The organism is Campylobacter concisus, from assembly GCF_902460545.1.
Taxonomy (GTDB): Bacteria; Campylobacterota; Campylobacteria; order Campylobacterales; family Campylobacteraceae; genus Campylobacter_A; species Campylobacter_A concisus_AE.
This window is the reverse complement of record NZ_CABPUE010000007.1, coordinates 2,247-24,344: the sequence shown is the minus strand read 5'-3', so window position 1 is coordinate 24,344 and position 22,098 is coordinate 2,247. Positions and strand designations below refer to the sequence as shown.

At 35.9% G+C, this 22,098-nt stretch carries 21 protein-coding genes and 1 pseudogene; 7 read left to right on the top strand and 15 right to left on the bottom strand.

Going from position 1 to position 22,098, the window contains the following annotated elements; genetic code table 11:
- Positions 1 to 54: 54 nt before the first annotated feature.
- The 3 genes from purM to FZ949_RS05340 are packed head-to-tail and all read left to right on the top strand — an operon-like array spanning position 55 to position 1,719.
- Positions 55 to 1,038 carry a phosphoribosylformylglycinamidine cyclo-ligase gene (purM, locus tag FZ949_RS05350; RefSeq protein ID WP_148790217.1) on the top strand — a complete coding sequence of 328 codons (984 nt, stop codon included), beginning with the start codon at positions 55 to 57 and terminating at the stop codon, positions 1,036 to 1,038.
- Positions 1,038 to 1,295 carry a hypothetical protein gene (locus FZ949_RS05345; protein WP_107953719.1) on the top strand — a complete coding sequence of 86 codons (258 nt, stop codon included), beginning with the start codon at positions 1,038 to 1,040 and terminating at the stop codon, positions 1,293 to 1,295. Before purM ends, FZ949_RS05345 begins: the two co-directional genes overlap by 1 nt.
- A 1-nt stretch (position 1,296) precedes the next feature.
- Entirely contained in the window at positions 1,297 to 1,719 is a 423-nt protein-coding gene (locus tag FZ949_RS05340; protein ID WP_107953721.1) for an RDD family protein, read from the top strand.
- Positions 1,720 to 1,722: 3 nt separating this feature from the next.
- Here FZ949_RS05340 and FZ949_RS05335 read toward each other — a convergent pair whose 3' ends face one another.
- From FZ949_RS05335 to FZ949_RS05305, 7 genes are all read right to left on the bottom strand, one after another.
- Positions 1,723 to 2,457: a hydroxymethylpyrimidine/phosphomethylpyrimidine kinase gene (locus FZ949_RS05335; RefSeq protein ID WP_148790216.1), complete on the bottom strand. Its 735-nt coding sequence runs from the start codon at positions 2,455 to 2,457 to the stop codon at positions 1,723 to 1,725.
- A gap of 92 nt (positions 2,458 to 2,549) precedes the next feature.
- The gene (locus FZ949_RS05330) at positions 2,550 to 3,119 is read right to left on the bottom strand and encodes a hypothetical protein (protein ID WP_148790215.1); all 570 of its coding nucleotides are present in this window, start codon (positions 3,117 to 3,119) and stop codon (positions 2,550 to 2,552) included.
- A gap of 90 nt (positions 3,120 to 3,209) precedes the next feature.
- Positions 3,210 to 3,890 carry a response regulator transcription factor gene (locus tag FZ949_RS05325; protein WP_148790214.1) on the bottom strand — a complete coding sequence of 227 codons (681 nt, stop codon included), beginning with the start codon at positions 3,888 to 3,890 and terminating at the stop codon, positions 3,210 to 3,212.
- Between the two features lies 1 nt (position 3,891).
- Positions 3,892 to 5,541: a sensor histidine kinase gene (locus FZ949_RS05320; protein WP_148790213.1), complete on the bottom strand. Its 1,650-nt coding sequence runs from the start codon at positions 5,539 to 5,541 to the stop codon at positions 3,892 to 3,894.
- Between the two features lie 45 nt (positions 5,542 to 5,586).
- Positions 5,587 to 6,207 (bottom strand): protein-disulfide oxidoreductase DsbI, encoded by a 621-nt coding sequence (dsbI, locus tag FZ949_RS05315; protein ID WP_148790212.1) that lies wholly within the window; start codon positions 6,205 to 6,207, stop codon positions 5,587 to 5,589.
- An 8-nt stretch (positions 6,208 to 6,215) separates the two neighbouring features.
- Entirely contained in the window at positions 6,216 to 6,872 is a 657-nt protein-coding gene (locus tag FZ949_RS05310) for a thiol:disulfide interchange protein DsbA/DsbL (RefSeq protein WP_107793784.1), read from the bottom strand.
- Positions 6,873 to 6,987: 115 nt separating this feature from the next.
- Positions 6,988 to 7,734, bottom strand: coding sequence for a carboxymuconolactone decarboxylase family protein (locus FZ949_RS05305; RefSeq protein ID WP_103583501.1), 747 nt, complete (start codon positions 7,732 to 7,734; stop codon positions 6,988 to 6,990).
- A gap of 277 nt (positions 7,735 to 8,011) precedes the next feature.
- On the opposite strand from FZ949_RS05305, the gene FZ949_RS05300 reads away from it, so the two are divergent.
- From FZ949_RS05300 to FZ949_RS09575, 4 genes are all read left to right on the top strand, one after another.
- Positions 8,012 to 9,847 carry an aryl-sulfate sulfotransferase gene (locus FZ949_RS05300; protein WP_103580066.1) on the top strand — a complete coding sequence of 612 codons (1,836 nt, stop codon included), beginning with the start codon at positions 8,012 to 8,014 and terminating at the stop codon, positions 9,845 to 9,847.
- 210 nt (positions 9,848 to 10,057) lie between these two features.
- Entirely contained in the window at positions 10,058 to 10,279 is a 222-nt protein-coding gene (locus FZ949_RS09585) for a hypothetical protein (protein ID WP_258033402.1), read from the top strand.
- A gap of 183 nt (positions 10,280 to 10,462) precedes the next feature.
- Positions 10,463 to 10,645, top strand: a complete 183-nt coding sequence (locus FZ949_RS09580; RefSeq protein ID WP_258033401.1) for a hypothetical protein — start codon at positions 10,463 to 10,465, stop codon at positions 10,643 to 10,645.
- A 272-nt stretch (positions 10,646 to 10,917) separates the two neighbouring features.
- Positions 10,918 to 11,079: a hypothetical protein gene (locus tag FZ949_RS09575; protein WP_258033400.1), complete on the top strand. Its 162-nt coding sequence runs from the start codon at positions 10,918 to 10,920 to the stop codon at positions 11,077 to 11,079.
- A 240-nt stretch (positions 11,080 to 11,319) separates the two neighbouring features.
- Here FZ949_RS09575 and FZ949_RS05290 read toward each other — a convergent pair whose 3' ends face one another.
- From FZ949_RS05290 to FZ949_RS05260, 8 genes and pseudogenes are all read right to left on the bottom strand, one after another.
- Positions 11,320 to 14,295, bottom strand: coding sequence for a beta strand repeat-containing protein (locus tag FZ949_RS05290; protein ID WP_262367783.1), 2,976 nt, complete (start codon positions 14,293 to 14,295; stop codon positions 11,320 to 11,322).
- Between the two features lie 198 nt (positions 14,296 to 14,493).
- Positions 14,494 to 14,829: pseudogene (locus tag FZ949_RS09770) on the bottom strand (retention module-containing protein); the annotation flags it as partial.
- A gap of 235 nt (positions 14,830 to 15,064) precedes the next feature.
- Positions 15,065 to 17,920: a type VI secretion system Vgr family protein gene (locus FZ949_RS05285; RefSeq protein WP_187424715.1), complete on the bottom strand. Its 2,856-nt coding sequence runs from the start codon at positions 17,918 to 17,920 to the stop codon at positions 15,065 to 15,067.
- Complete coding sequence (locus FZ949_RS05280; RefSeq protein WP_262367782.1) at positions 17,920 to 18,465, bottom strand: hypothetical protein; 546 nt, start codon at positions 18,463 to 18,465, stop codon at positions 17,920 to 17,922. The genes FZ949_RS05285 and FZ949_RS05280 overlap by 1 nt, the downstream gene beginning before the upstream one ends.
- The gene (locus tag FZ949_RS05275; RefSeq protein WP_148790211.1) at positions 18,462 to 18,953 is read right to left on the bottom strand and encodes a hypothetical protein; all 492 of its coding nucleotides are present in this window, start codon (positions 18,951 to 18,953) and stop codon (positions 18,462 to 18,464) included. Before FZ949_RS05275 ends, FZ949_RS05280 begins: the two co-directional genes overlap by 4 nt.
- 182 nt (positions 18,954 to 19,135) lie before the next feature.
- Complete coding sequence (locus FZ949_RS05270; RefSeq protein ID WP_054195925.1) at positions 19,136 to 19,657, bottom strand: Hcp family type VI secretion system effector; 522 nt, start codon at positions 19,655 to 19,657, stop codon at positions 19,136 to 19,138.
- Positions 19,658 to 19,722: 65 nt separating this feature from the next.
- A complete protein-coding gene (locus tag FZ949_RS05265; protein WP_103580063.1) occupies positions 19,723 to 20,643 on the bottom strand; it encodes a hypothetical protein in 921 nt (306 codons plus the stop codon).
- 9 nt (positions 20,644 to 20,652) lie between these two features.
- Positions 20,653 to 22,098: ImcF-related family protein (locus FZ949_RS05260; RefSeq protein WP_316246162.1), on the bottom strand; the 1,446-nt coding region annotated here is incomplete at its 5' end.

Below are 22,098 nucleotides of genomic sequence, written 5' to 3'. Positions count from 1 at the left end.
ACAATTTTAGCAACTTTTGGCTAAAGTTTTAGAAAATTACAAAAAAGGGCAAAGATGATAAGCTATAAAGATGCTGGAGTGGATATAGATGCTGGAAATAGCTTTGTTGAGGTGATAAAGCCTTTCGTAAAATCTACACAAACACCAAACGTTATAGGTGGCATAGGATCATTTTCGGGAGCGGTCAGACTACCAAGCGGGTATAAAAATCCAGCCATTTTGGGAGCGACTGATGGCGTTGGCACAAAGCTTCGTCTAGCTATCGACGCTAAGAAATTTGACGGCGTAGGCGAGGATCTAGTCGCAATGTGTGTAAATGATCTCATCTGCAACTTCGCCACACCACTCTTTTTCCTTGATTACTACGCGACTGCAAAGCTTGAGATAGAGAGTGCCAAAGAGGTGGTAAAAAGCATCGCAGATGGCTGCAAAAAGGCACAATGCGCACTTATTGGCGGTGAGACAGCGGAGATGCCATCGATGTATGAAAAAGGCGACTTCGATCTTGCTGGATTCGCCGTTGGTATCGCTGAGGCTGGCGAGATCGATAGGAGCAAATTTGTAAAAGCAGGTGATGTTCTAATCGCACTTCCAAGTAGCGGACTGCACTCAAATGGCTTTTCACTAGCAAGAAAAGTTGTTAGCGAGCTTGGACTAAAATTTGATGAAAAAGTAGATGAGCGCAAACTCATCGATGTGCTTCTTGAACCAACAAGAATTTATGTGAGCGACTTTTTAAGATTAAAAGATAAGATCACGGCAATGGCGCATATAACAGGTGGTGGCATAGTTGAAAACTTGCCTCGCGTCTTCCCTGCTGGACTTGGTGCAAAGGTACAAAAAAGCGTTATAAAAACGCCTGAAATTTTTAAAATAATCGCTCAAAAAGTAGAAGAAAGCGAGATGATGAGGACTTTTAACATGGGCGTTGGCATGATATTAGTTGTGCCTAAAGACAACGTTGATACTGTCCTAGCTAGCAGCGATGGCTACGTGATCGGTGAAGTAGTAAATGGCAAAGGCGTAGAGCTAGTTTAATGCAAGAAAATAGCAAAAAACGCTTACTAAAAACCGAAAACAAGAGCTTTTTTGATCTTAGCATTTATGAATATATAGGCTGTTTTGGTGTACTAGAAAGCGATATCAAAAAACTTGATCTCTATAATCACTGGTGCAAGGTCTCACGCGGCTCTACGATGCTCTGCGTCACACATGATAATGGCAAGAGCGACAGCCTAGTCTATCTATACGACTGGGAGAAATTTAGCCGTATCTACATAAATACAGGAAATTGAGTTGGCAAAACAAAAGGTAAAAATCGCACCTGTTTGGGCTAGAGTAAAGGCACTTATCATCGATCTTTTTATCATCGGTATGCCAATATTTTATGCGACAACATATCTTGTGCTTGATGGCAAAGAGGCATTTTTGCATAACCAAATTGCTATTTTTGGTGCAAATAGTTTGATCTCACTTATAATGTGCTTTTTTTTTAGCATAAAAGCACAAACTCCAGGCTACAAAGCACAAGAAATTTATCTAATAAACCTAAAAACCGGTAGAAAACTAAGCTTTTTTCACACCATCTTGCGCCAAATTTGCTTTGCCTTTGCTGGCTTTAGCATACTTGGACTTTGCCTTTGTTTCTTTAGAAAAGATAAACTAAATCTGCACGACATCATCACTCACTCAGCTGCCGTGCAAAGATCAGAGGGATAAATTTTACTTCGCTCCATGCCAAAGTAGGCGATTTTTGCCAAGTTTTGTATCGATGCTCTCTTTTATGATAGAGCAAATATACTCTTTTGAAAGTTGTATAGACTCCTCTAAGCTCTTGCCCTTTGCTAAAAAACAAGCAAGTGCAGTTGAGAAGCTACAACCAGTCCCACTCATTACAAGCGGATTAACAAGTGGGGTCTTAAAATTTCTTAGCGAACCATCTTTTTTATAAAGTGTGTCTATACTGCTATCTTCGCTAATATGTTTCTTTACGATGACGTCACAAGGCAAATCTTTATAATCATCACCAAAAAGCACATTTGCCTCATCTAAATTTGGAGTAGTTACCGTTGCTAAGCTCATTAGCTCTTTTAGTTTTGCCACCGCACTATCTTTTATAAGCTTGTGTCCGCTTTTTGAGACGCAAACTGGATCAAGCACTACTTTTGTGCTTTGAGTTAGCAAAAACTCACGCACCACTTCCATAATCTCTTCACTAAATAACATACCTATTTTAATCGCATCAAAGCTAAATTCTTCCGCAAGCGTATTTAGCTGATCTTTGATAAAACTAGGCTCTAAGCAAACTACACTCTTTACAGCATCCGTAGTCTCAGCGACCAAAGAAGTTACCGCTGTTGCACTATAACAATTAAGCCTAGCACATGTTTTTATATCTGCTTGAAGTCCAGCTGTGCCACTATTACAAGAGCCTGCGATGATTAGAATTTTTTTCATCGTTTTCCTTTAAAATTTTTGGCTTATTATAGAGGATATTAGATAAATTTGAGTTTTTTAAAACAGAAGAAATTTGAGCAAAAAGCTCAAATTTATGAAAGTTTATTTAAGTCGTTATCGATATCTATATATATCGTAGTTGCGTTAAGATTTGTATGCTCAAAGCTAGGATCTATCTGCTTATCACTCTCTTTATGTTCGTTTATTTTAGCTAAAAGATTATCTTCTCTTAATCCATACTCATTTATTAAATTTGGATCTATTTCATTAAAACTAATACTTACGCTAGCCTCATCATTTAGCTCTTCTTGCTCTAAATTGGTTGCGCTAAGAATATCATCTACTTTTTCATTTATATGATCTAAAATCGAAACATAATCATTGCCAAGAAGTGCTTTAAACAATGCATCAGTATCTATACTAGACTCGCCAATATCATCGCTTACTACGCTACTATCTAGCCAAAGAGTATCGTATCCGTTTATTGATATATCTTGTCCATCATTTGCAGTGATTGTAATGCTTGAACTTTCGCTCTCGCCCTTTATAGCCTCTCCGATATATACTTTATCATTTACGTCTAAAACTCTTACATGATCATTTTGGTCTATCGCTATAACATCAGATGAAACACTTTTAACTATACCAGCTACTGCTGCCATCTTTATTCCTTATTTTTATTTGTCGGTATTTTAGTATATTTAATTACTTTTGTATATTGTACTATGGTACAAGGTAGCGATGATTCTAAATCATTCAGATTTTGTGATTAAAATATATCCACTCTCGCTAATATTTTTAAATTTCACACCAAGCTCACGCTTTAGACGAAGTATCACATTTTGGATAGCCGCCTTGCTAACATCGCTCTCATAGACAAATTCTTCTATCATCTCATAAGTAACTAGCTTATTTAGATTATAAGCAAAGAGCCAAAATATCTTATTTTGCAAAAAGCTAAGATAAATTTCAATACCGTTTTTATAAATTTTCTCTCTTTTTAAATTTATACTCACCTCATCGCTTAAATAAACTAGCTTTTCATCTCGTTCAAAACTTAAACTAATAAGCATTGCTCTAAGATCCTTCATGTCAATAGGCTTTTTTAAAAAGAGCATCGCTCCTTCCTCCATGCTTTTTATCAAATTTTCATCGCTATCATAAGAGGTAAAGACGATAAATTTTTGGTGTGGCTTTGTGTGCTTCATCTCATTCATCATCTCGAAGCCATTAAGCACTGGCATGTGAATATCACTCATCACAATATCAAAGCCTTGCTTTTTAAATTTCTCCACGCCATCTTGTCCATTGCAAGCACCAATTACCTGTTCGCAATAAGGTTTAAGTCCGCTAATAATAAGCTCTCTTGCCATATCGTCATCTTCAACTACCAAGACGGACGTCTTTTTTAAAATTTCTAAGACTTCTTGCATTTTAGTCCTTTAAATTTATATCAAAACTTAGCTCAAACACCGTTGGCTTTGCGTTATTTACGAGTCTTACGTCACCATTTAGCTTTTCTTGCGCTAGCTTTTTAGCAAAATAAAGTCCTATGCCATTTCCTTGCTTTTTGGTGGTATTTAGCCAAGTAAAAATTTTCTCGCTCATTTGCTCGCTTACGCCATTCCCATTGTCATAAACTCCGATGTAGCATTTATCTTCAAAGCTTCTAAATTTTATCTCGATGATACGTTTTAGTGGCTCATCTTTGTAGCTTTCAACAAGTGAGTCTTTTGCGTTGTGTATTAGGATTAGTAAAATTTGTTGGATTATATTTTCTATCTGACGAACTTTTTGTTCATTAAAACCACTAAATTTTACACTAACATTTGCACGGCTTAGCTCTGTGTGCATAAGAGTTATTAGATTTTTAACGCTTGTTTGTATCTCAAATTCGCTCACATTTTCAGCACTTTTGTAAAAATTTCTAAAAATTTCAATAGTACTTGAAAGAAGTTTGACCGAGCTTTGCCCTTTTTCAAGTAAATTTATTAGCTCCTCATCGCTTAATTTACCTTCTTTTTTTAACATTATGCACGAGCTTAGCATTAGTTTTAGCGAATTTACTGGCTGAATGAATTGATGATTTATACCACTTATTAGCTCGCCAGCCTCACTCATTTTGGCTCTATGAGTTAACAATGTTTCATACTCATCTTGTATCTTTTTTATCTTGTTATACATAAAATTATGAAGAATATTTGCCAAAAATGTGAGCGCAACGAAGGCAAAGAGCAAGCTTAGAGCATTTTTTAAAGCATATTTTGTTAAAGCTGAAATTTCCTCTTCATTATTTGTGCCAGCTCCTATGAACCAATTTATCGTTGGTATCTCAGCTACTTGGATTAAATTTTGTCCTATTTTTAAGCTTGTAATGTCTTCGTCTTTTAAAAACAACTCTTTAAATTTCTCCTCGATCTCTTTTTTTAAAGCAAGATCAGGTATCGATGTTAAAATTTCACCGCTATGAGTCACCAAAAATGAGTAAGAATTTGGCGCAAGGCTAAAATTTTTAATGCTGTTAAAGATATTTTCTATACGCACGACGCCACAAAGCGCTGCTTTAAATTTCGCTTGTTTTGTGACTGGAACGCATAAATTTAGAGTTGAGCCTTTTAAAATTTTATGTTTTTGCATGAAATTTACACTTGGGGCATTTGTATTTTTTGTCTCCACATACCAGATAAGCCCTGCTCTTTCACTTTTTGGCATAACTTCTTCTAAAATTTTCTCTCCATCTACAAAAATTTCTCCATCATCCCTTAAAAGCTGCATTAGATCAAATTCTTTCGCGTTTTGCTTAAAGAGCTTTATAAAGCCAGCTATCTTTTCATCGTCATCTACGATGCCTGCATTTTGTATAAATTTTGACGCACGAATGAGTGAATTTATACGTTCATCAAGCCAAATTTGAAAGTTATTTACGATATTTTTGCTAACTGCTATGTTATTTTCATCAGATAGTTCTATGATTTTCTCTTTGGCATTGCTGTAAATATTTAGCCCAAGAAGTATTACAAAAAGGCTAGCAAGCAAGATGATGGCGTAGATTTTAATATTTTGTGATTTTAAATTAATACCCATGCGTGCAGTATATCCTAAGTTAGCCCAAATTTGGGCTAACTAAATTCATTTTAAAAAGGATAAAAGCTTTGAAACGAGCATAAGTGCAAGCACTACAAAACAAACACCAAATCCAAGCAGCGTGCAATCAGCCATCGACATAAATTTAGTTGATGGCACAAGATACCAGCCGTCCGCATAAAGATCAACTATGCTCTTTTGCAAGTCACTTAGCACCGCACCATCAGGCACCATAGGGCTGTCATATCCGCAGTCTCCCGTTGGCATAAACCAGTCAGGTGCCCACTTCTCAAGCGGCAAACCAAATGGATAGTGCGGCTCAGTAGAGCAGCCCTGCACGCCAAAAGGATCATCGCCATGCACTGCATCGTGGATTTTAGCTAGCTTTACGCTATACATTATGCCCTGCACCGCTCCCCAAAAGGCAAAGACGTAGCCAACTAGAGCAAAGAGTAAATTTTTTGGGTTTATCATAGCGATCACGCCGCCAAGCGCCATACATAAAAATGCAAAACGTATATAGACGCACTGCTCGCAAGGAGGCATATAAGCGTAGTTTTGAAAGAGCGAGTGTGCGATAACGACAAGCGCAACGCTTACAAAGACTAGCACCGCCCAAGAGATGCGTGAGTCTTGAAATTTAGCCATTTTTTTAAAAAAGCTCATGTGGCGCCTTATTTTTTAAGAAGCTCTTCAATGAGTGCTGCCATGCCGTCAAGCGAGCTGATTGATTTTGTCATGATGAGATATTTGCCATTTACGACAAATGCTGGTACGCCTTGAATTTTAGCCACGTCATAGCTCTCATCCCACTTTTTAAGTAGCTCAGTCACTTTTGGATTAGCTAGCTCTTTTTCATAATCAGCCTTGCTAACACCAGCAGCATCAAGTCCAGTCTTTAAAAAGCCCTCAGCGTCTTTGCCATCGCTCCAGCGCTCTTTTTTATCGTGATAAGCCTTGTAGTAGGCAAATTTAGCCTTTTTAAATAGCGAATTTTCATCAAATAAGCTAACCCCTTTTGCCTCGTCCATAACGATAAGCACAGCAAAGACCTTGCTCGCAACCTCGCCATAATCGCCCTTTGTCTTTAGGTGAAATGGCTCGTATTTTAGTCCAGTAATTTTCTCAACTACCTTTGGAGTGACACTCTTGTCGTACTTGTAGCAAAATGGGCAAGCATAGCTAAAAATTTTAACTAGAGTATTTTGTCCCGCGCTTAGTGGCTTTTCAAGCTTGACGTAGTCCTCGCCCTCGCTAAATGCACTTGCACTAATCGCTCCAGCAACTGCAACGGCAAAGATAGCCTTGCTAAATTTAGATAGAAAACTCATGATAATCTCCTTTAGATGATTTATTTTGAGTTATTCTACAACCAAGCTCAACCGCAAATTTAACGCTAGAATAAATTTTTGCTGAAATTTATAAGATATCGCATTGATTAAAAATTTAATTTTTACTAGAACTTATCTCATTTATTGCTGATAATGCATTTAAAGCACTTGGATAGCCTATAAATGGTATAAGTGTCGTAACAACGCTTATTAGTTTAGCTCTATCGTTGCCGATACCAAAATTTGCAGCAATGTGCCCTAAAAGCTGTGGCTTTGCAAAGCCAAGAGTCGTGATATAGACAAATGTTAAAAGCTCCCTAAGCTCTAAGCTAAGTCCATCTCTTGCATAAAAATCGCCAAAGCAGTTTTGTGATAAAAACTCCATTATATGTTTTTGATCATTTGGCATTGATGCGATAAATTTATCAACCGCTGGGAAGAGTTTTCTTTGTATCTCAAGGCCTCGCTCACCCCTACCTTCTCTTGATTTTTTGGGCATATTGTCAAGCTCTATATAGCGCTCATTAAAAATTTCATCAGCTAAAAATATATAATCTTCTACCTTGCCAAGCCCAGCATAAGGCACTGCTTGATATAAAATTTCTCTTATCTCTTTTGCTGATATGCCTACATTTAAAGCGGCCCTAACGAAGCTTTTAAATGAGCTTTTTGCGCCTTTACTCACGCAAAGAGAGGCGATGATAACCGAAAGTCTTGTTTTTTCATCAATATTTATCACTTCACTAATATCGCCTAAAAAATTTAAATAATCCTCTAAAAAGCTAGCATTGCTCTCTTCAAGCTCACTTTTTGAACCAAACCAAATTTCATAAATTTTCTTTGCATTGTAAGTTAGTGTCATAAGTTTTACTCCATTGTTTGGGGCTGATTATAAGTGCTAAAGCGTAAATGCTAGCTTAAGGTCCAAAAAGGCAAAAATTTTTAATATAAATTTAGGTTTTAAGCCATTATAAAGTTTATCGTGATTTTTATGTTATAAGGTTTTATTACAATTACGAAGGACGCAATATTTTTTATTACTCCTTTTACCTATTTTAAGCCTTGGGCGTTCCAAGGCTTTTTCTAAATTTTATAAGCTTTATGAGTAGAGTTTATAAAATTTATCCAAAGGAGATGTTATGAAAAAGACTTTGAGTTGTGTTGCGCTAGCTTCTGTGATTTACTCAAGCGCTTTTGCGATAGGCGGTCCAAGCGGGGCCAAACTAGACTATGCTATCACTGGGCAAATAGGCGAAGTAGTGGTAAATCCGTACGACACTGCCCCACTTACAGCAGTCATCAAAAATGGCGGCTACACACTAAGCAATGCAAAAGTAACCATCGTACCAAAACAAGGCGGTCAGGTGATAAGCTACAAAGTGGCTGATAAGCATCTTCGCACACATGGCGGCATCCCAGTTTTTGGCATGTACCCTGACTATCAAAACACTGTTGAAGTCGAGTACGACAAGAGCTATAAAGGCAAGACTGAACACATAAAAGAGAGCTATAAAATTTACGCTCCAGCTATCTATCTAGAGAGCGCTGGTACGCCAAATCAAAAGGGTGCGCTATTTGACAAGATCGAGGTTACTAAGCCAGCAAGTGCTAAATTTGCAAACCGTCTCTACTATGTAAATAACTTTGTAAATAAAACAGGCAAGGGCACAAAAGTCGTTTGGAACAACCCAGCTGGCGGTGCGATCGAGTGGAACTACAGCCCAAATAACTTCATCCTTGATACAAAAGGCGAGGTTAGATGGTACCTTGAGCCAAGTAAAATTTATGATCTTAAACAGCCATTTCACGCTGGCGTTATGATGGGCTTTAAGCAAAATGACGACGGCGCGATGACTTGGGGTTACGGCCAAAGATATGCAAAATACGACATCATGGGTAGAGAAATTTTCAACCGCGAGCTACCAGCTAGCTACAACGACTTCTCTCACTCGATGGACGTAGCACAAAACGGACACTACTTCTTGCGCGTGGCAAACGCTGACTACAAAAGGGCTGATGGCAAAAATGTAAGAACGGTGCGCGATGTGATCGTTGAGCTTGACAGAGATGGCAACGTAGTTGATGACTTTAGACTATATGAAATTCTTGATCCTTACCGCGATATTGTGCTAAAAACGCTTGATCAAGGCGCAGTTTGCTTAAACATAGACGCTAAAAAAGCAGGCCACACAGCAAGCTCTGATGAGCTTCAGTCTATGGATACGCACGATAAATGGGGCGATATCGTTGGAGCAGGTCCAGGACGTAACTGGGCGCACGTAAATAGCGTGGATTATGACCCAAGCGATGATAGTATCATCATCTCAAGCCGCCACCAAGATGCAGTCATCAAGATCGGCCGCGATAAACAAGTAAAATGGATCATGGGCGCTCACAAAGGTTGGAGCGATAAATTTAAAGATAAACTCCTTCAGCCAGTTGATAGCAAAGGCAATAAAATAGTCTGCGAAGATGAATACTCAAAATGCCCAGGATACGAGAGCGACAAAGGTGGCTTTGACTGGCAATGGACGCAACACACTGCATTTAGGATAGATAGCAAGTCTAAAAAAGGCGAAATTTATCTAAGCGTCTTTGATAACGGCGACACAAGGGGCATGGAGCAACCAGCCATCGCTGGCATGAAATACTCTCGCGCAGTCGTTTATAAAATAGATGAAAAGAAAAAGACCGTTGAGCAAATTTGGGAGTACGGCAAAGAGCGTGGCAAAGAGTGGTATAGCTCTGTTACTAGCCTTACGCAGTATCAAGATGACCTTGATAGCGTGATGGTCTACTCAGCCGTTGCTGGCATGCAGTTTGACATCGCAAAAGGTCGCCCAGTAGGACTTCCAAGCCCGCACATCGATGAGTTTGAGTGGGGCGCAAAAGAGCCAAGTATCGAGATAAAGATGACAAATGCTATGGGCTATCAAGCATTTCCATTTAGCTTGCAAAAAGCTTTTGAGAAGTAATCTCTCTTTCCTCCCTTTTTTGCCCAGTGCAAGAAGGGGAGCCCTTACTACAAATTTAATCTATCAATAATAGATAAAAATTCACACTCACTCATAAATTTTAAAGTTCTAAATTAGAAATTTATATTGTAAAGATATTGTTTATTAAGGCAATAATATATAGCATTAGCACTTATATATAAAAATATATATTTAACATAAGGAGAAAAAATGAAAAAATTTTTCATGGCTTTAGTGGTGCTGTTTGCAAGCCTTTTACTTAATACAGCTGAGTTTAAAAATGTCAAAGATATGTCTGGCGACATCGTCAAAGTCCCTGTAAATGTAGAAAAGATCGCTACGCTTTGGTATGCGAACAATCAAATCATATTAATGCTAGGCGGCGCAGACAAGATAGTAGCAACCACCGATCTTATCAAAAACAACAAATAGTTTGCGCACATTTATCCTAGAATTTCAAGCATTCCAAACGGCGTAAACGGCAAAGACTTACAGGTAGAAGAGCTAATCAAACTAAGCCCGGACATCGTCATAGCCGCCGATAAAAAGAACAAAGAAGAGCTAACCAAAAACGGCTTTACCGTGCTTTATCCGTCATTTACGAATCATGCGGATATGAAAAGAAGCGTATCTATAATGGCCGAGGTCATAGGCGGCAACGCGCCAAAGATAGCGGAGAAATTTAACGAGTATTTTGACGGTAATCTTAAAAAAGCGCTAAGTAAAACGGATAAGATCGCTACGCCAGATAGACCAAAAGTGCTTCACATAGCAGAGGGTAAAATTTATTCAAAGTAGATGGCTCAAATACAATAATCGATGAGTGGATAAGTGTCGCAGGTGGCATAAATGCAGTACAAGCAAAGGGTAATATGCTAGAAATCAATGCGGAAGAGATACCAAATATAAATCCAGACGTTATCATCATAGGCAGAGCCAAATCGCCAGACGCTATAGAAAAGATATATTAAAACAAAGTCTATACTGGTACAAATGCTGTAAAAAACAAAAAAGTCTTCGTAAATCCAGCAGGTGTTTTTAGCTGGGATAGATACGGAGCCGAGGGAGCTTTGCAAATTTTATGGGCGACTAAGACCTTACATCCTGAAATCTTTAAAGATATCGACATAGCTACTGAAACAAAGAAATTTTATAAAGAATTTTTGCACTACGATCTAAATAACAATGAATTTAACTATATCCTAAATGGCCTAGACCCAGAGGAAAAATAGAAATTTTATAGTGAGTGTGGGTTAAAAAGCTCTTGCTCGCTAAATTTTAAATCACTTGGCTTTTATTTATCTCCGAATTTTTATAAAACTTGTCTCTAACAGCACTATCTTAGCAGCTCTTTTGGCTTGATAGATTTATTTCTTGATCTTATTTTGGTTTTAAATCTAGAGCAATTATAAATTTTAGTGAGATAAAAAATATCCCAAAGGAAAATTCCTTTGGGATTAGTTAGCTAAATATTAAAATACGTGTACTTGGTCTTGAACTTCTAGAGTTACAGTATGTACACCATCTGTGTTAGTATAGACTTTATAACCAGTAATGTTGGCACTAGTATCTTCAACCCAACCCTTACTTGCAAGACCAAGATTATCGCCTCTATCGCCATCTATTCTTAGCCTATTGTTGCTATCGGTCATATCTAAAACGTCTTTAGCTGTTAGAGTCATATTGTGATCGCCCTCAGTTAAATCTAGTTTCTCTATGTTTGTAACTTTAGTAAGGTTTACACTATCATCAGCAATCTTTAATGTATCATATCCAGCCCCACCGTTGATAGTCGTATTAATTAGCGTTGCACCTTTTTCTACTATGATAGTATCGTTACCGGTTTTTTGATTTAGGATATCATCACCATATATAGAAGAATTTTCAAATCTAGCTCCAGCTTTGATATGGATCGTGTCATTACCGGCATCGCCCTCTATTCTAGCATTATCAAATTTTCCAGAGTTGACAAAAATTTTATCATTGCCGTCTCCGCCATGTATGCCGGCATTATGATTACCTGCATTTTCTCCTTTAAATTCTGCTCCGTTAACATTTATTATATCGTCGCCAGCATCTGCATATACATTAGCTTGATTAAATTTAGCTCCGCTTTCTAGATTTATAGTATCTATACCATTTCCAGCAGATATAGAAGACAAGTCTTGGAATATAGTTCCATCTTTTATAGTGATTTCATCATTTCCACCGCCAGTCTGTACGCTAGATAATCTACCGTCATCGCTTTTCATGAAAGTTGTATTTGATATCGTTACATGATCTATATCATTAGCAGTGTATCCTGCATCATCGGTATACAAAGTAGATCCCTTAAATGTTATACGATCAGTACTATTTTCACTCCTATCCATACCGCTAATCTCGATAGTATCCTCTCCAGCGCCCATTTCTATAACAGTGTGAGTGAGTGTTACTCCGCTATCTATATTTATAGTATCAGAACCGGCACCAGTTTTGATGTTTGCCTGGGTAGCTGCAGTTATATTGCCCTTGATATTTACTTCGTCATCATCTGCACCAGTATTTATAGTACCATCAAGCGTTACTTCATCTTCGATATCCACAGTATCTACTCCAGTACCTGTGTTAATCTCCGCATGCTTTAAAGTAGAATTTCTGATAACTACGTGGTCGCCATCCACACCGGTATCTATCTTTGTTTTTGCACTAGCGGTACCGTTAAGCTTAGAATCCGTAATGTATACTTCGTCTACGCCCGCACCGGTTTCTATATTGTTTCTACCCTCCATTAAAGAATCGTCTTGTATTTCTATCCTATCGTCTTTGCTACCAGTAGTTATATTAGTAGTTTCTACTTTTCCTCTGTTTATCTGCACATGCTTAGTATCTCCGTCACCCATATTTATATTTACTTGTTGGAAGTCTGATACTCTGCCCGCATAGTTGCCACTATTACCCATGCCAGTTAGCACTACGGTATCCTCACCGTCGCCCATATTTATCTCAGTTTGCGTTGCTGCAGAGTAGCTGTAACCTTGAAGCGGGTTTGTGGTTAAATGCTCAAATCTTATTATGTCGTTGCCTCCGCCGGTATTTACTTCCGCAAAATTTAACAATGCCCCATCGTATACATTGACTTGGTCGACGCCATCTCCAGTGCTTATATAAGCATCACTAAATACCGCATTATTGGTTAATGTTATTTCGTTGCCGCCATTACCGTTTTCTATACTACCACCGTTCATAGTAGCATCGTCTATAGTTACTTTATTTAGGCCCTCTCCTAAATTCATTCTTACACTGGTTAGCTCAGCTTTATCACTCACATTTACGATGTCGTCTCCGGCTCCGGTGCTAATACTAGATCTCCTACCTTCCACCGATTTTTTTAGATCGGTCTTAATATTGATCGTACTTTTTGTACCAACATCTTCCGCTATGATGTTAACACCAGTAGTAGTAGCTCCTTTTTCAAAATTTATCGTATTTTCTTTGGCTACCACTTCTATTTTAGCATTAGACATAAATGCTCCGTTTTTCACATTTAGCTCAGAAGTATTACCTTGTTCTCCTTTATCTAAAGGACTAGCAGACTTACCCATATGTATAAGAGCCCCTTCATGTCGGGTACCGTGAATATTAGCTCCAGAATTTACGTTTATAGTGTCATTGCCGCTTCCGCTTTTGATCATGGTACCTTTTTTTAGCTCGGCTCCGGAATTTACGTTTATAGTATCATTACCGCTTCCGCCGTCTATTACACTAACTCTCTCATCGGTTACGTCAAACGAAGCGTTTTCGATATTTATTACATCGTTATCGGCGCCGGTCATCAAGATAGATCCCTTAAAATTAATCTTATCCGTAGCGGTTCCTTTTAAATTTACGGTTTCGCTTCCAGCACCCATATTTATTATGGTATTAGTTAAAGTGACACCGGGAGCTATATTTAAGTTGTCCGAACTTGAACCGGTGCTTATATAAGATTGACCGCCTATGTATTCGTGAGTAAACGGATCTATTTCATATGTACCGGTACCTGTTACGTCAGAAGTTATATTGATCTCGTCGCCCTTTACGCTGCTATAAATTTTAGTATCTATATTAGCACCATCTGAAGTAATCTTGCTTCCATTATCTCCGCCAAATACGCTAAGATCGCTTGAAGGGTTTACTATTTTGGCCACATCTCCAGTATGATTTGCTGAATTAGCACTACTTGTTAGCACCAAGTCTTTAGCATTATCTTGACCAATAGCTAGCTTGCCGTCGTTACTTTTAAACCAGCCGTCTTGAAAGGTAAATGTATTTACTCCAGCGTTAGGGACTAGATAATCCCTACCGTCTATCCATCTAACTATACTATATCCATTCAAAGTAGATCCGGCATTAGACATATCATTTACTAGACTTCGCATATGAAAAACGAATCCGTCGTTTATATTTTCGTTTAGATACGCTGACAATGGAATTTTTATACTTCCTGCTGGTAAAGTAGGTTCTATTGCTCCAGCCCCAACAGCACTTCCTCCACTTACACCAAAGCTATTATCTCCACCTGCTGCTAGAGCTAAAGCATCTATGCTTCCTACATTAGCATTGATGTTACTAATGTGGCCTCCTTCTGCAAAGCTAGTAGAAGATAAGCTTACGCCATCTCCACCATTACCACCTGCTTGTGGACCACCTGCAGCAGTTTCTTCTAGAGCATTAAGATCTGTTCCTTTTAAGATGGCTTGTTGTAAAGCTGAGATATCAGCTACTGTTTCGTTATTGTTAGAGTCTTGATCTAGAGTTAGAGTATCTTTACCTATTAAAGTTATATCTTTACCATCAGTTTGAGTTATTGTTACTTTAGAGTTAGAACCCTCTGTAACTATCTTTTCACCTTGGTATACAATATCTCCTACACTTAATTGTCTTACCTCTCCTGTTAAGTCATTAAGTGCTCTTGCTATTCCTCCATTTACGCTTTTAACTACTCCGGCTTCTTTAGCCATCATGTTCTCCTTATTGTTTATAGTATATTGAAATTTTGAATGAATTATATAAATTTTAGAAGGGCTTGTCTATTGTACTGGGGTACAATGTTGAAAAATTTTTGTGTAACAATATTTTATTGTAGCCCTAAAAATTACCTTTGCTTGTAAAATTCTTAGCATTAGTTTTAGTAGAAATTGATTTTATTTAAAAAATTTAAAGACTTGCCAACAAAGCAAGTCTTTAAACATAATCTTATAAAGCCTTTATATCTCCACCGATAACTCTTAGCCCTCTACTATCAAATATCGCCTTTACGCCAGCTACTTCTATCACGACACTTGATCCCTCTATCGTTACTTTTGTGCTACCTACTTGATGGATTATCTTATCTTTGGCATTTACCTCATAAGTCGTCTCTATATTGCTAAATTTTGAATCAGCAATCTCAGTGTGCTGGGCAGCTGTTTTTGTTGTGAAATTTGACTTAGCATTTATATCAATGTAGCTATTTGCCTGAAGCACAATATGCTCGTTACTAAATTCATTTATGCCTTTTTGTGAATTTAGCTTATAGCCACCATCTATATTTTGCTCTTTTGTGCCTTTTACCTCTTTCATCTCATCATTATGTATGGTCGTATTAAGATTTGATTTTACTTCTACAAATTTATCATGTCCTACAAATTCATGACTATCTTGACCTACTCTTGTATTGTTATCAACAGCTACATTTAGCGTATTTGAGACACCAACTACTGTATCTTTTGAAAGTCCAACTGTTGTTAGATACTCGCCTCCGACATTTACATTTTTTGCTAGATCTATCGTCTGAATGTGGGCTTTTTTTACTCGTTCAGTATAACTTCCATGCACTTGTGAGCTTTTGTCGTTTAGTATTGTTTGAGAAAAGTCGTTATTTACAAGCTCGTCATAGTCCTTTTCTGCTTTTACATAAATTTGCTCTTTATTTTTTAAATTTGATAAAGTGATCTCGTTTATACCGGTCTCATTTGCACCGATTGTCTTTGAGCTAAGAGATGTTTGGTGATAGTTACTATCTACATTTACAAGTGGCGTATTTGAAGCATTATATAGGCTACCACTTACTACTGGGTTGTCTATATCGTTTTGTAAAAACGAGATGATAACCTCATCGCCGATCCTTGGTATGGCAAAAAATCCTGAGCTATTGCTAGCAATAGGCGTTATCACTCTTAGATAAGCACTCTTGTGATAGCTTGCGCTGATAGCGTCGTCTTTATCGATTATCTCTTGCGTACTAAAAGCATTTAACCTCACCTTTACCCTACCATAGCTATCAGTATGGATCGTGTTATTTTGGCTGTTTAGTCCATCTTGGCCGACCACAAGACCTAGCGTGATGTCTGGTGCTTTTGGCTTTTGCTTGTAGCTTGGGATAAATTTCACACTACTTGGAATGATGCTTATCTCGTTTGTGTATGAGCTTATAAATTTTTTATCTTTAAATGGGACATTATCGCCTAAATTTAAAGTATTTTCTAAAACGCTCTCATCAATATAAGTATGCTTTAAAGCTATTATTTTAAACTCATATTCACCCTTGCTAGCATCAATAGCTACCGAGATATTATCATTTAAATTTAGTGCAAATACATTTGAGCTAGCGGTAAATTCTTTTAAAAGCATATCGCTTCTTAGTTTTTTAAGGTAGGTGCTAACTTCAAGCAAGCTAGTATCACTAAATGAATACTCATCTAAATTTATATGCTTGTCATAGATATTTACCTGCTCGTCAAATATCTTTTCATTTTTACTCTCTAACACATTTGGATAAGCTGTATTTTGAAAAGAGTGCGTAAAGCTATTTGCCTTTAGCGTCTCGCTCTTTGTTATTTTATTTATATGCTCGGTTGCTAGATTATTATTCAAATTTACATTAAAGCTTACTTTTCTAGCTTCCTTGCCACTGCTTGTATCACTTGAAGTAAAATTTTCATTTTGATTGCTATAAGCTAGTATAAATGTATCATGAAAATAAATTTTTTCATTATCTTCGTAAAAATATATACCACTATCATGGCAAAGCCTTGTTATGAAAGATAGATCACTCTCATTGTACTGGGCTATAAATTCTCTTTTATTGTAGTTATTTTTGATATTTGAGAAGTCTAGCTCTTTGGTTAGCCTTTGCTTATTAAAAGCCAAAATATCTTTTACTACTTCTAAAATGCTCTGGTCTGTATAAATTCTATTTGCTCTATTTATGCTTAGTCTATATAGTGGCGAAGTTAGCTTGAATTTGAAGAAGTATTTTTTATCTATATTTGTACTAGTCTCATCATCTACGCCAAGATACTCTACATCGCTTACTATTCCACTAAAGTGCATATCGTTTGAGCTACCATCTGGAACGATGTTTTTATTTGTTGAAGATGGCCTTTTTATACTTAGCTTTATACTTTTATCAAGATATTTATATATGCTTGAGTAACTTTTATCGTTATTGTAGATGGTGTCTAAATTTTCATAAAGCGGGTTTTTCACCAAATTTATATAGGCAAAGCACTCTATGCTAAATACACTTTCTAAATTTTCATAAATATCTGCACGTGTAACGATAAATTTATCGTTTGACTCGTTTGCTATCTGAAGAGTTGAGAAGGTATCGTTAGATACGCCGTAGTCCACAAAGCCGTCTGTTGCCACTGAATTGCTAGATGCTAGCATGACAGGCTTGGTTAGTGATGATGTTGGTGATGTTAAATTTTTGTCCATTTGTTGCTCTTTCAATCTTTTTTCGTTTTCTTCTTCTTGTTGTAATGCCTTTTCAAACATTTCAATATCGGTGTCGGTGAAATTACGCATAGTTTTTACACTTTCTTCTATTCCACCTCTTTTTGCTTCTTTGTATTCATTGTAAATTTTTTCTTTTTGGTTATCTATTCCAGTTTTTGCTACTTCAGCAACTGCTTCACATGTTTTGCAACCCAATACACCAAAAGTCTTACCAGTGCCATCAATGACTTCACTAGATTTTGTAAATGTATCTTGTTTTTCGTAATTCTTTATTTCTGAATTATTACTTTTTACATCTAGCTTTTTTTTATTCACGTTAAAGAAATCCACTATTTATTTCCGCCATTTAATAATTTCTCTAAATCTTTTTCATCATTTATAATTTTCAAAATAACCTTTAAAACCTCATAGTCTTTTGGGTCTTGTCCGTGCAATAAAAGCTTTTTAATTAGCCTAAATTTATCGTCTTTAAATTCTTTATATTTTTGAGTTTTTATAAATTTAAGTAGCTCAGGGCTAGCTTTTTTATTGTCTATACCGACACCATTTTCCCTAAAGAAAAATGCAAAGCTCATGCCTATGGACGTTGCTAAACTAGCATTAGCTGATGTTCCTTTTAACAAAAGAGTATCAAAAGTTTTTGTTTTATTTGCATCGTAAGCAAATTCCAATAAATTCGATCTAATCGTTAAATTATTTAATTTTACGCTAGCATTAGCATCGCATTCGAGATCATCTATGTAGTATTTTATATACTTAGCCGTTTCAGTGTCACTTAAATTTTTATTAAAAATGAGCCCAAACATATCCGTACAATTTGCTTCGTGTGAATATAAAGATGTTATGAGAAATATAATTATTGCTAATTGCTTCATTGCGCTAATTCCTTTCGAGTTCCATTCTTTAATAAATTATCTAAATCTTTTTCATCATTTATGAGTTTCAAAATGTATTTTAAATATTTGTAGTCTTTAGGGTCTTGTCCGTATTGTAGTTGCTTTTTAATTAATTTAAATTTCTCTTCTTTAAATTCTTTATATTTTTGAGTTTTTATAAATTCTAGTAGCTCCTTGCTAGGTATTTTACTCTCAAGTCCAACTCCATTATCTTGAAAAAAGAATAAAAATTCTGATCCCATAGAAAAAGCTAATCTACCATTTGGCTTTGTGCCTTTATCTAAAAGGTCATCAAAAGTCTTAAATTTTTTCATTAAAAAGGCGATTCCTAATAAATTTGGCTCATATCTAAGTTCATTACTTTTAAAAGTTATATTCGCATCACAATTAAACTTGTCTATATAGTAATCTATGATTTTAGCGGTATTTTCATCACTTACATTTTTATCAAATATAGCAGCGAACATATCCGTACAATTTGCTTCGTGTGAATATAAAGATGTTATGAGAAATATGATTATAACTAGGTGTTTCATATCGCATTTCACATAACATGTTAATTTAAAAGATAAAGATAAAAATGGTTCATCTGTGTCCTTCAAGCTAGAAGATGATTTTATTAACCCTAGGGGTAAACCCTAGGTTGGTTTTAAGCTTTTTTAGTAGCTTCTCTCCAGTCATCACTTCCGCTTGTACCTGCAGCTACATGTTCCCAAACTATCTTTCTATAGTTCATTGAAACTTTGAAAAGCTCTGTTTTGTCGCTATTTAGCTTGTCTTGAGCATTTGGACTTACTAGAGTAATATCTGTTATAGTTGCATCTTCTAGTTTTGTAGTAAAGAAATGCTCCGCACCACCACTAGTTGATGTTCTATACCAATAGATCTCAACCTCTGGAAGCCTTTCACCTTGTGTTAAAGCATTGTAAAGAAGTGGAACAGCTTTATTTAGTGATGTAGTAAAACTAAATGGCTTATGGACTCTTTGGCCTGATGGTTGGCCACTTTGTGGATCAGTTGGAACTGTTACTATATGAGAAACCTCTTGAGCCATGATCTCATCTTCGTGACCTGACTGATAGCGATTACCTATACTAGCTTCTGTTGAAGCACCACTTGAAATAAGTCCTTGTGTAGAACCTTTCACTTTAATATACACTGGTTGTGACATATTTACTCCTATTAAAAAGTTTGGATTATTCTATCTTTTATTTACTTTCTGTTTTATTAAAAACATTACTTTTTTAACATATAGCTTTGAAGAGCTTTATGCAATAGATAATTAAACGCTTCCTTATCTTCCTTAGTGCTTTTTAGTACGGCTCCTGAAAGATATTTAAAAAATGAGTTATTCTCGACTATATCATACATTTGGCTATACAGCTCTTTGCATATAAGCTTAACCAAAACAGTATTTATTAGTTCTGTCGAATCACTAAGAGGAAGAGTTTTCATGATTGTTTCCATATCTTTTGTATTTAAAGTCCTAGTCTGCTCACTTATAGGGCTCATATTTGGTTGCAATTTTATACTCTCAACTATCTTTGCTAAAAGCTCATCCATGCTTTTTGCAGTCAGCATATTTTGACTATTTGCATTTTCTTCTTCATCAAAATTTTGAGCTATCTCATTTAAATTTAAAACTGCATCGTGCGTATTTTCATTTAAAGTGATATCTTTTTTATCATTTATTAATGAGTTTATCTTTGGCTCTTCCTTAAAATCAACATTTGAAATTTTACCAACTGGTTCAAAACGTTTATCATCAAGCTTGTCAAAATTTTTTGTATTTTCTATTATCTTATGGGCTTTTCCTATATATTCATCAATCCTAGAAGGGTCTATAAATATAAATTTTAACTCCCCTATCCTAAAGACATCGCCCAAATTTATGACGCTCTCATAGTCATCTGGAAGCTTTGAATATGAATCACTATAAAAAATTTCACAATCTTTATAGCCACAAATTGTAAAAACCCCCTCTTCAAATCCAATATGAGCGTGTTTTGGTGCGATTGAATCGCTCATATCATTACAAGAAAATTTTGTAGTATCTAACGAGCCTATATCACCACCATTTTCATCAAAAATGATAAATTGAGCTGAAAAGCTTGACGCTTTATCGTAATTTTGTATAACTGCTGCTATTTGTTGCATATTTTATCCTTAATAAAGCATCTTCTTTGGTAAATTTATCGTTGGTATGATATCCATAAGCTCTAAAAGCTCTCCTCCATTTGGTGTTACTTCAAAGCCAAAATACGAATCTCTTCTACCATCAAAATTAAGTGTACTAACGCCAACACTACTAAAATTTGAAGCCTTTAATATCTTATACCAGCCCCATTCTCCATCAAAACTTAGCTCTTTTCTCTCACTTCCAGTGCTTGAAACTGCATTGAATTTAAACTGCGTTGATATATCAAAATTTTTGCTTGAAACTATCAAATTTGAGGCAATTGTATGATCATAAGTCAAAGAGTTATTAGAATAACTAATATTTATATGGCTAAAATTTGCCGATAAGTCGACAGCTTTTAAATTATAATTTAATTTTAGCTCATCATTTGAATCAAGCATTAAATTTGAAATTCTGTCTATATAGGCAATATTTTTAAGGAAATCTCTGCTAAATCTTAGCTCTTTTGCGTATTTTGGTCTTATTTTATAACCATCAGCGGTTTTACTTAAGATTTGTTTTAGATATCTATCATAAAAGCTATTCCAAGTTCCGTTTTTGCCAAAGAATCTTTTAAATTCTTCTATGCTAACAGCCTTTGGAGATTGTTCATTAAATGGATAAAATGGCTTGATAAGACTTTCAAAATCATCAAAGACATCATCTCTATATGCTGTTGATAAAAGCGCTGAAGCGCCATTTTCTACTTGTTTCCATGCAAGTGTCGATAACTTTTGATAATATTCATTTAACTCATCCGGAAGCTTCTTGGCATCATTATTTAAGACAATAAATGGGTCGTTTTCATTTTTTATACCATTTATTGCATAAACTATTTTATCATCGTTGCTTTGAAGCATTTCGAAGTTATAGTCACTAACTTTTTTATAAACGCTTGTTACATCATTGCTTATAATATCTAGCAAGTCATTAGAATTTAACGCATGATAGTTAGTAAATTTAGCACTAAAATCACTAAAAACACGCTTTATCTCACTTGAAGCAAATCCTAAAGAGTAGATATATTTTAGTAAATTCTCATCATTTAAATTTGTATTTTGATTAGTTAATTTTATTAAAGAATTTAAAGGATTTTCTCTTTTTGATAAGATATCAAGCTCTTCTATGACCTCTTTTTTTGTGGTAAATTCATTTGGCTCTATTTCTCTTAAAATTTGGCTCCACTTATCAGCATAATTTTGCAAATAAAGCTCTATTACAGCAATGCTTAACTCTTTCTTATCATTTGAGCTAATATCTTTTAAAGAAGAATTTGTCTCCATTAGCCAACTTTTGATCTCAGGGTTTAAATTCTCTTCATATTTTAGAGTGTATGGCACATGTAGAAGCGAGCATGAAGTGCCAATGTAAAAGTCTTTGCCGCCTATTTTTTCTGAAATTTCACGAACAAGTTTTACTTTTTCATCGATGTT

Excerpts from the sequence above, each read along its gene's own strand:
- FZ949_RS09585 (WP_258033402.1), top strand. The coding sequence starts at position 10,058 with ATGAAAAAATTTTTCATGGCTTTAGTGGTGCTGTTTGCAAGCCTTTTA.
- FZ949_RS05280 (WP_262367782.1), bottom strand. The coding sequence starts at position 18,465 with ATGAAGCAATTAGCAATAATTATATTTCTCATAACATCTTTATATTCA.
- FZ949_RS05305 (WP_103583501.1), bottom strand. The coding sequence starts at position 7,734 with ATGACACTAACTTACAATGCAAAGAAAATTTATGAAATTTGGTTTGGT.
- FZ949_RS05275 (WP_148790211.1), bottom strand. The coding sequence starts at position 18,953 with ATGTTCGCTGCTATATTTGATAAAAATGTAAGTGATGAAAATACCGCT.
- FZ949_RS05345 (WP_107953719.1), top strand. The coding sequence starts at position 1,038 with ATGCAAGAAAATAGCAAAAAACGCTTACTAAAAACCGAAAACAAGAGC.
- FZ949_RS05335 (WP_148790216.1), bottom strand. The coding sequence starts at position 2,457 with ATGAAAAAAATTCTAATCATCGCAGGCTCTTGTAATAGTGGCACAGCT.
- FZ949_RS05300 (WP_103580066.1), top strand. The coding sequence starts at position 8,012 with ATGAAAAAGACTTTGAGTTGTGTTGCGCTAGCTTCTGTGATTTACTCA.
- dsbI (WP_148790212.1), bottom strand. The coding sequence starts at position 6,207 with ATGAGCTTTTTTAAAAAAATGGCTAAATTTCAAGACTCACGCATCTCT.
- FZ949_RS05310 (WP_107793784.1), bottom strand. The coding sequence starts at position 6,872 with ATGAGTTTTCTATCTAAATTTAGCAAGGCTATCTTTGCCGTTGCAGTT.
- FZ949_RS05325 (WP_148790214.1), bottom strand. The coding sequence starts at position 3,890 with ATGCAAGAAGTCTTAGAAATTTTAAAAAAGACGTCCGTCTTGGTAGTT.
- FZ949_RS09580 (WP_258033401.1), top strand. The coding sequence starts at position 10,463 with ATGAAAAGAAGCGTATCTATAATGGCCGAGGTCATAGGCGGCAACGCG.
- FZ949_RS05265 (WP_103580063.1), bottom strand. The coding sequence starts at position 20,643 with ATGCAACAAATAGCAGCAGTTATACAAAATTACGATAAAGCGTCAAGC.
- purM (WP_148790217.1), top strand. The coding sequence starts at position 55 with ATGATAAGCTATAAAGATGCTGGAGTGGATATAGATGCTGGAAATAGC.
- FZ949_RS05270 (WP_054195925.1), bottom strand. The coding sequence starts at position 19,657 with ATGTCACAACCAGTGTATATTAAAGTGAAAGGTTCTACACAAGGACTT.
- FZ949_RS05320 (WP_148790213.1), bottom strand. The coding sequence starts at position 5,541 with ATGGGTATTAATTTAAAATCACAAAATATTAAAATCTACGCCATCATC.
- FZ949_RS05330 (WP_148790215.1), bottom strand. The coding sequence starts at position 3,119 with ATGGCAGCAGTAGCTGGTATAGTTAAAAGTGTTTCATCTGATGTTATA.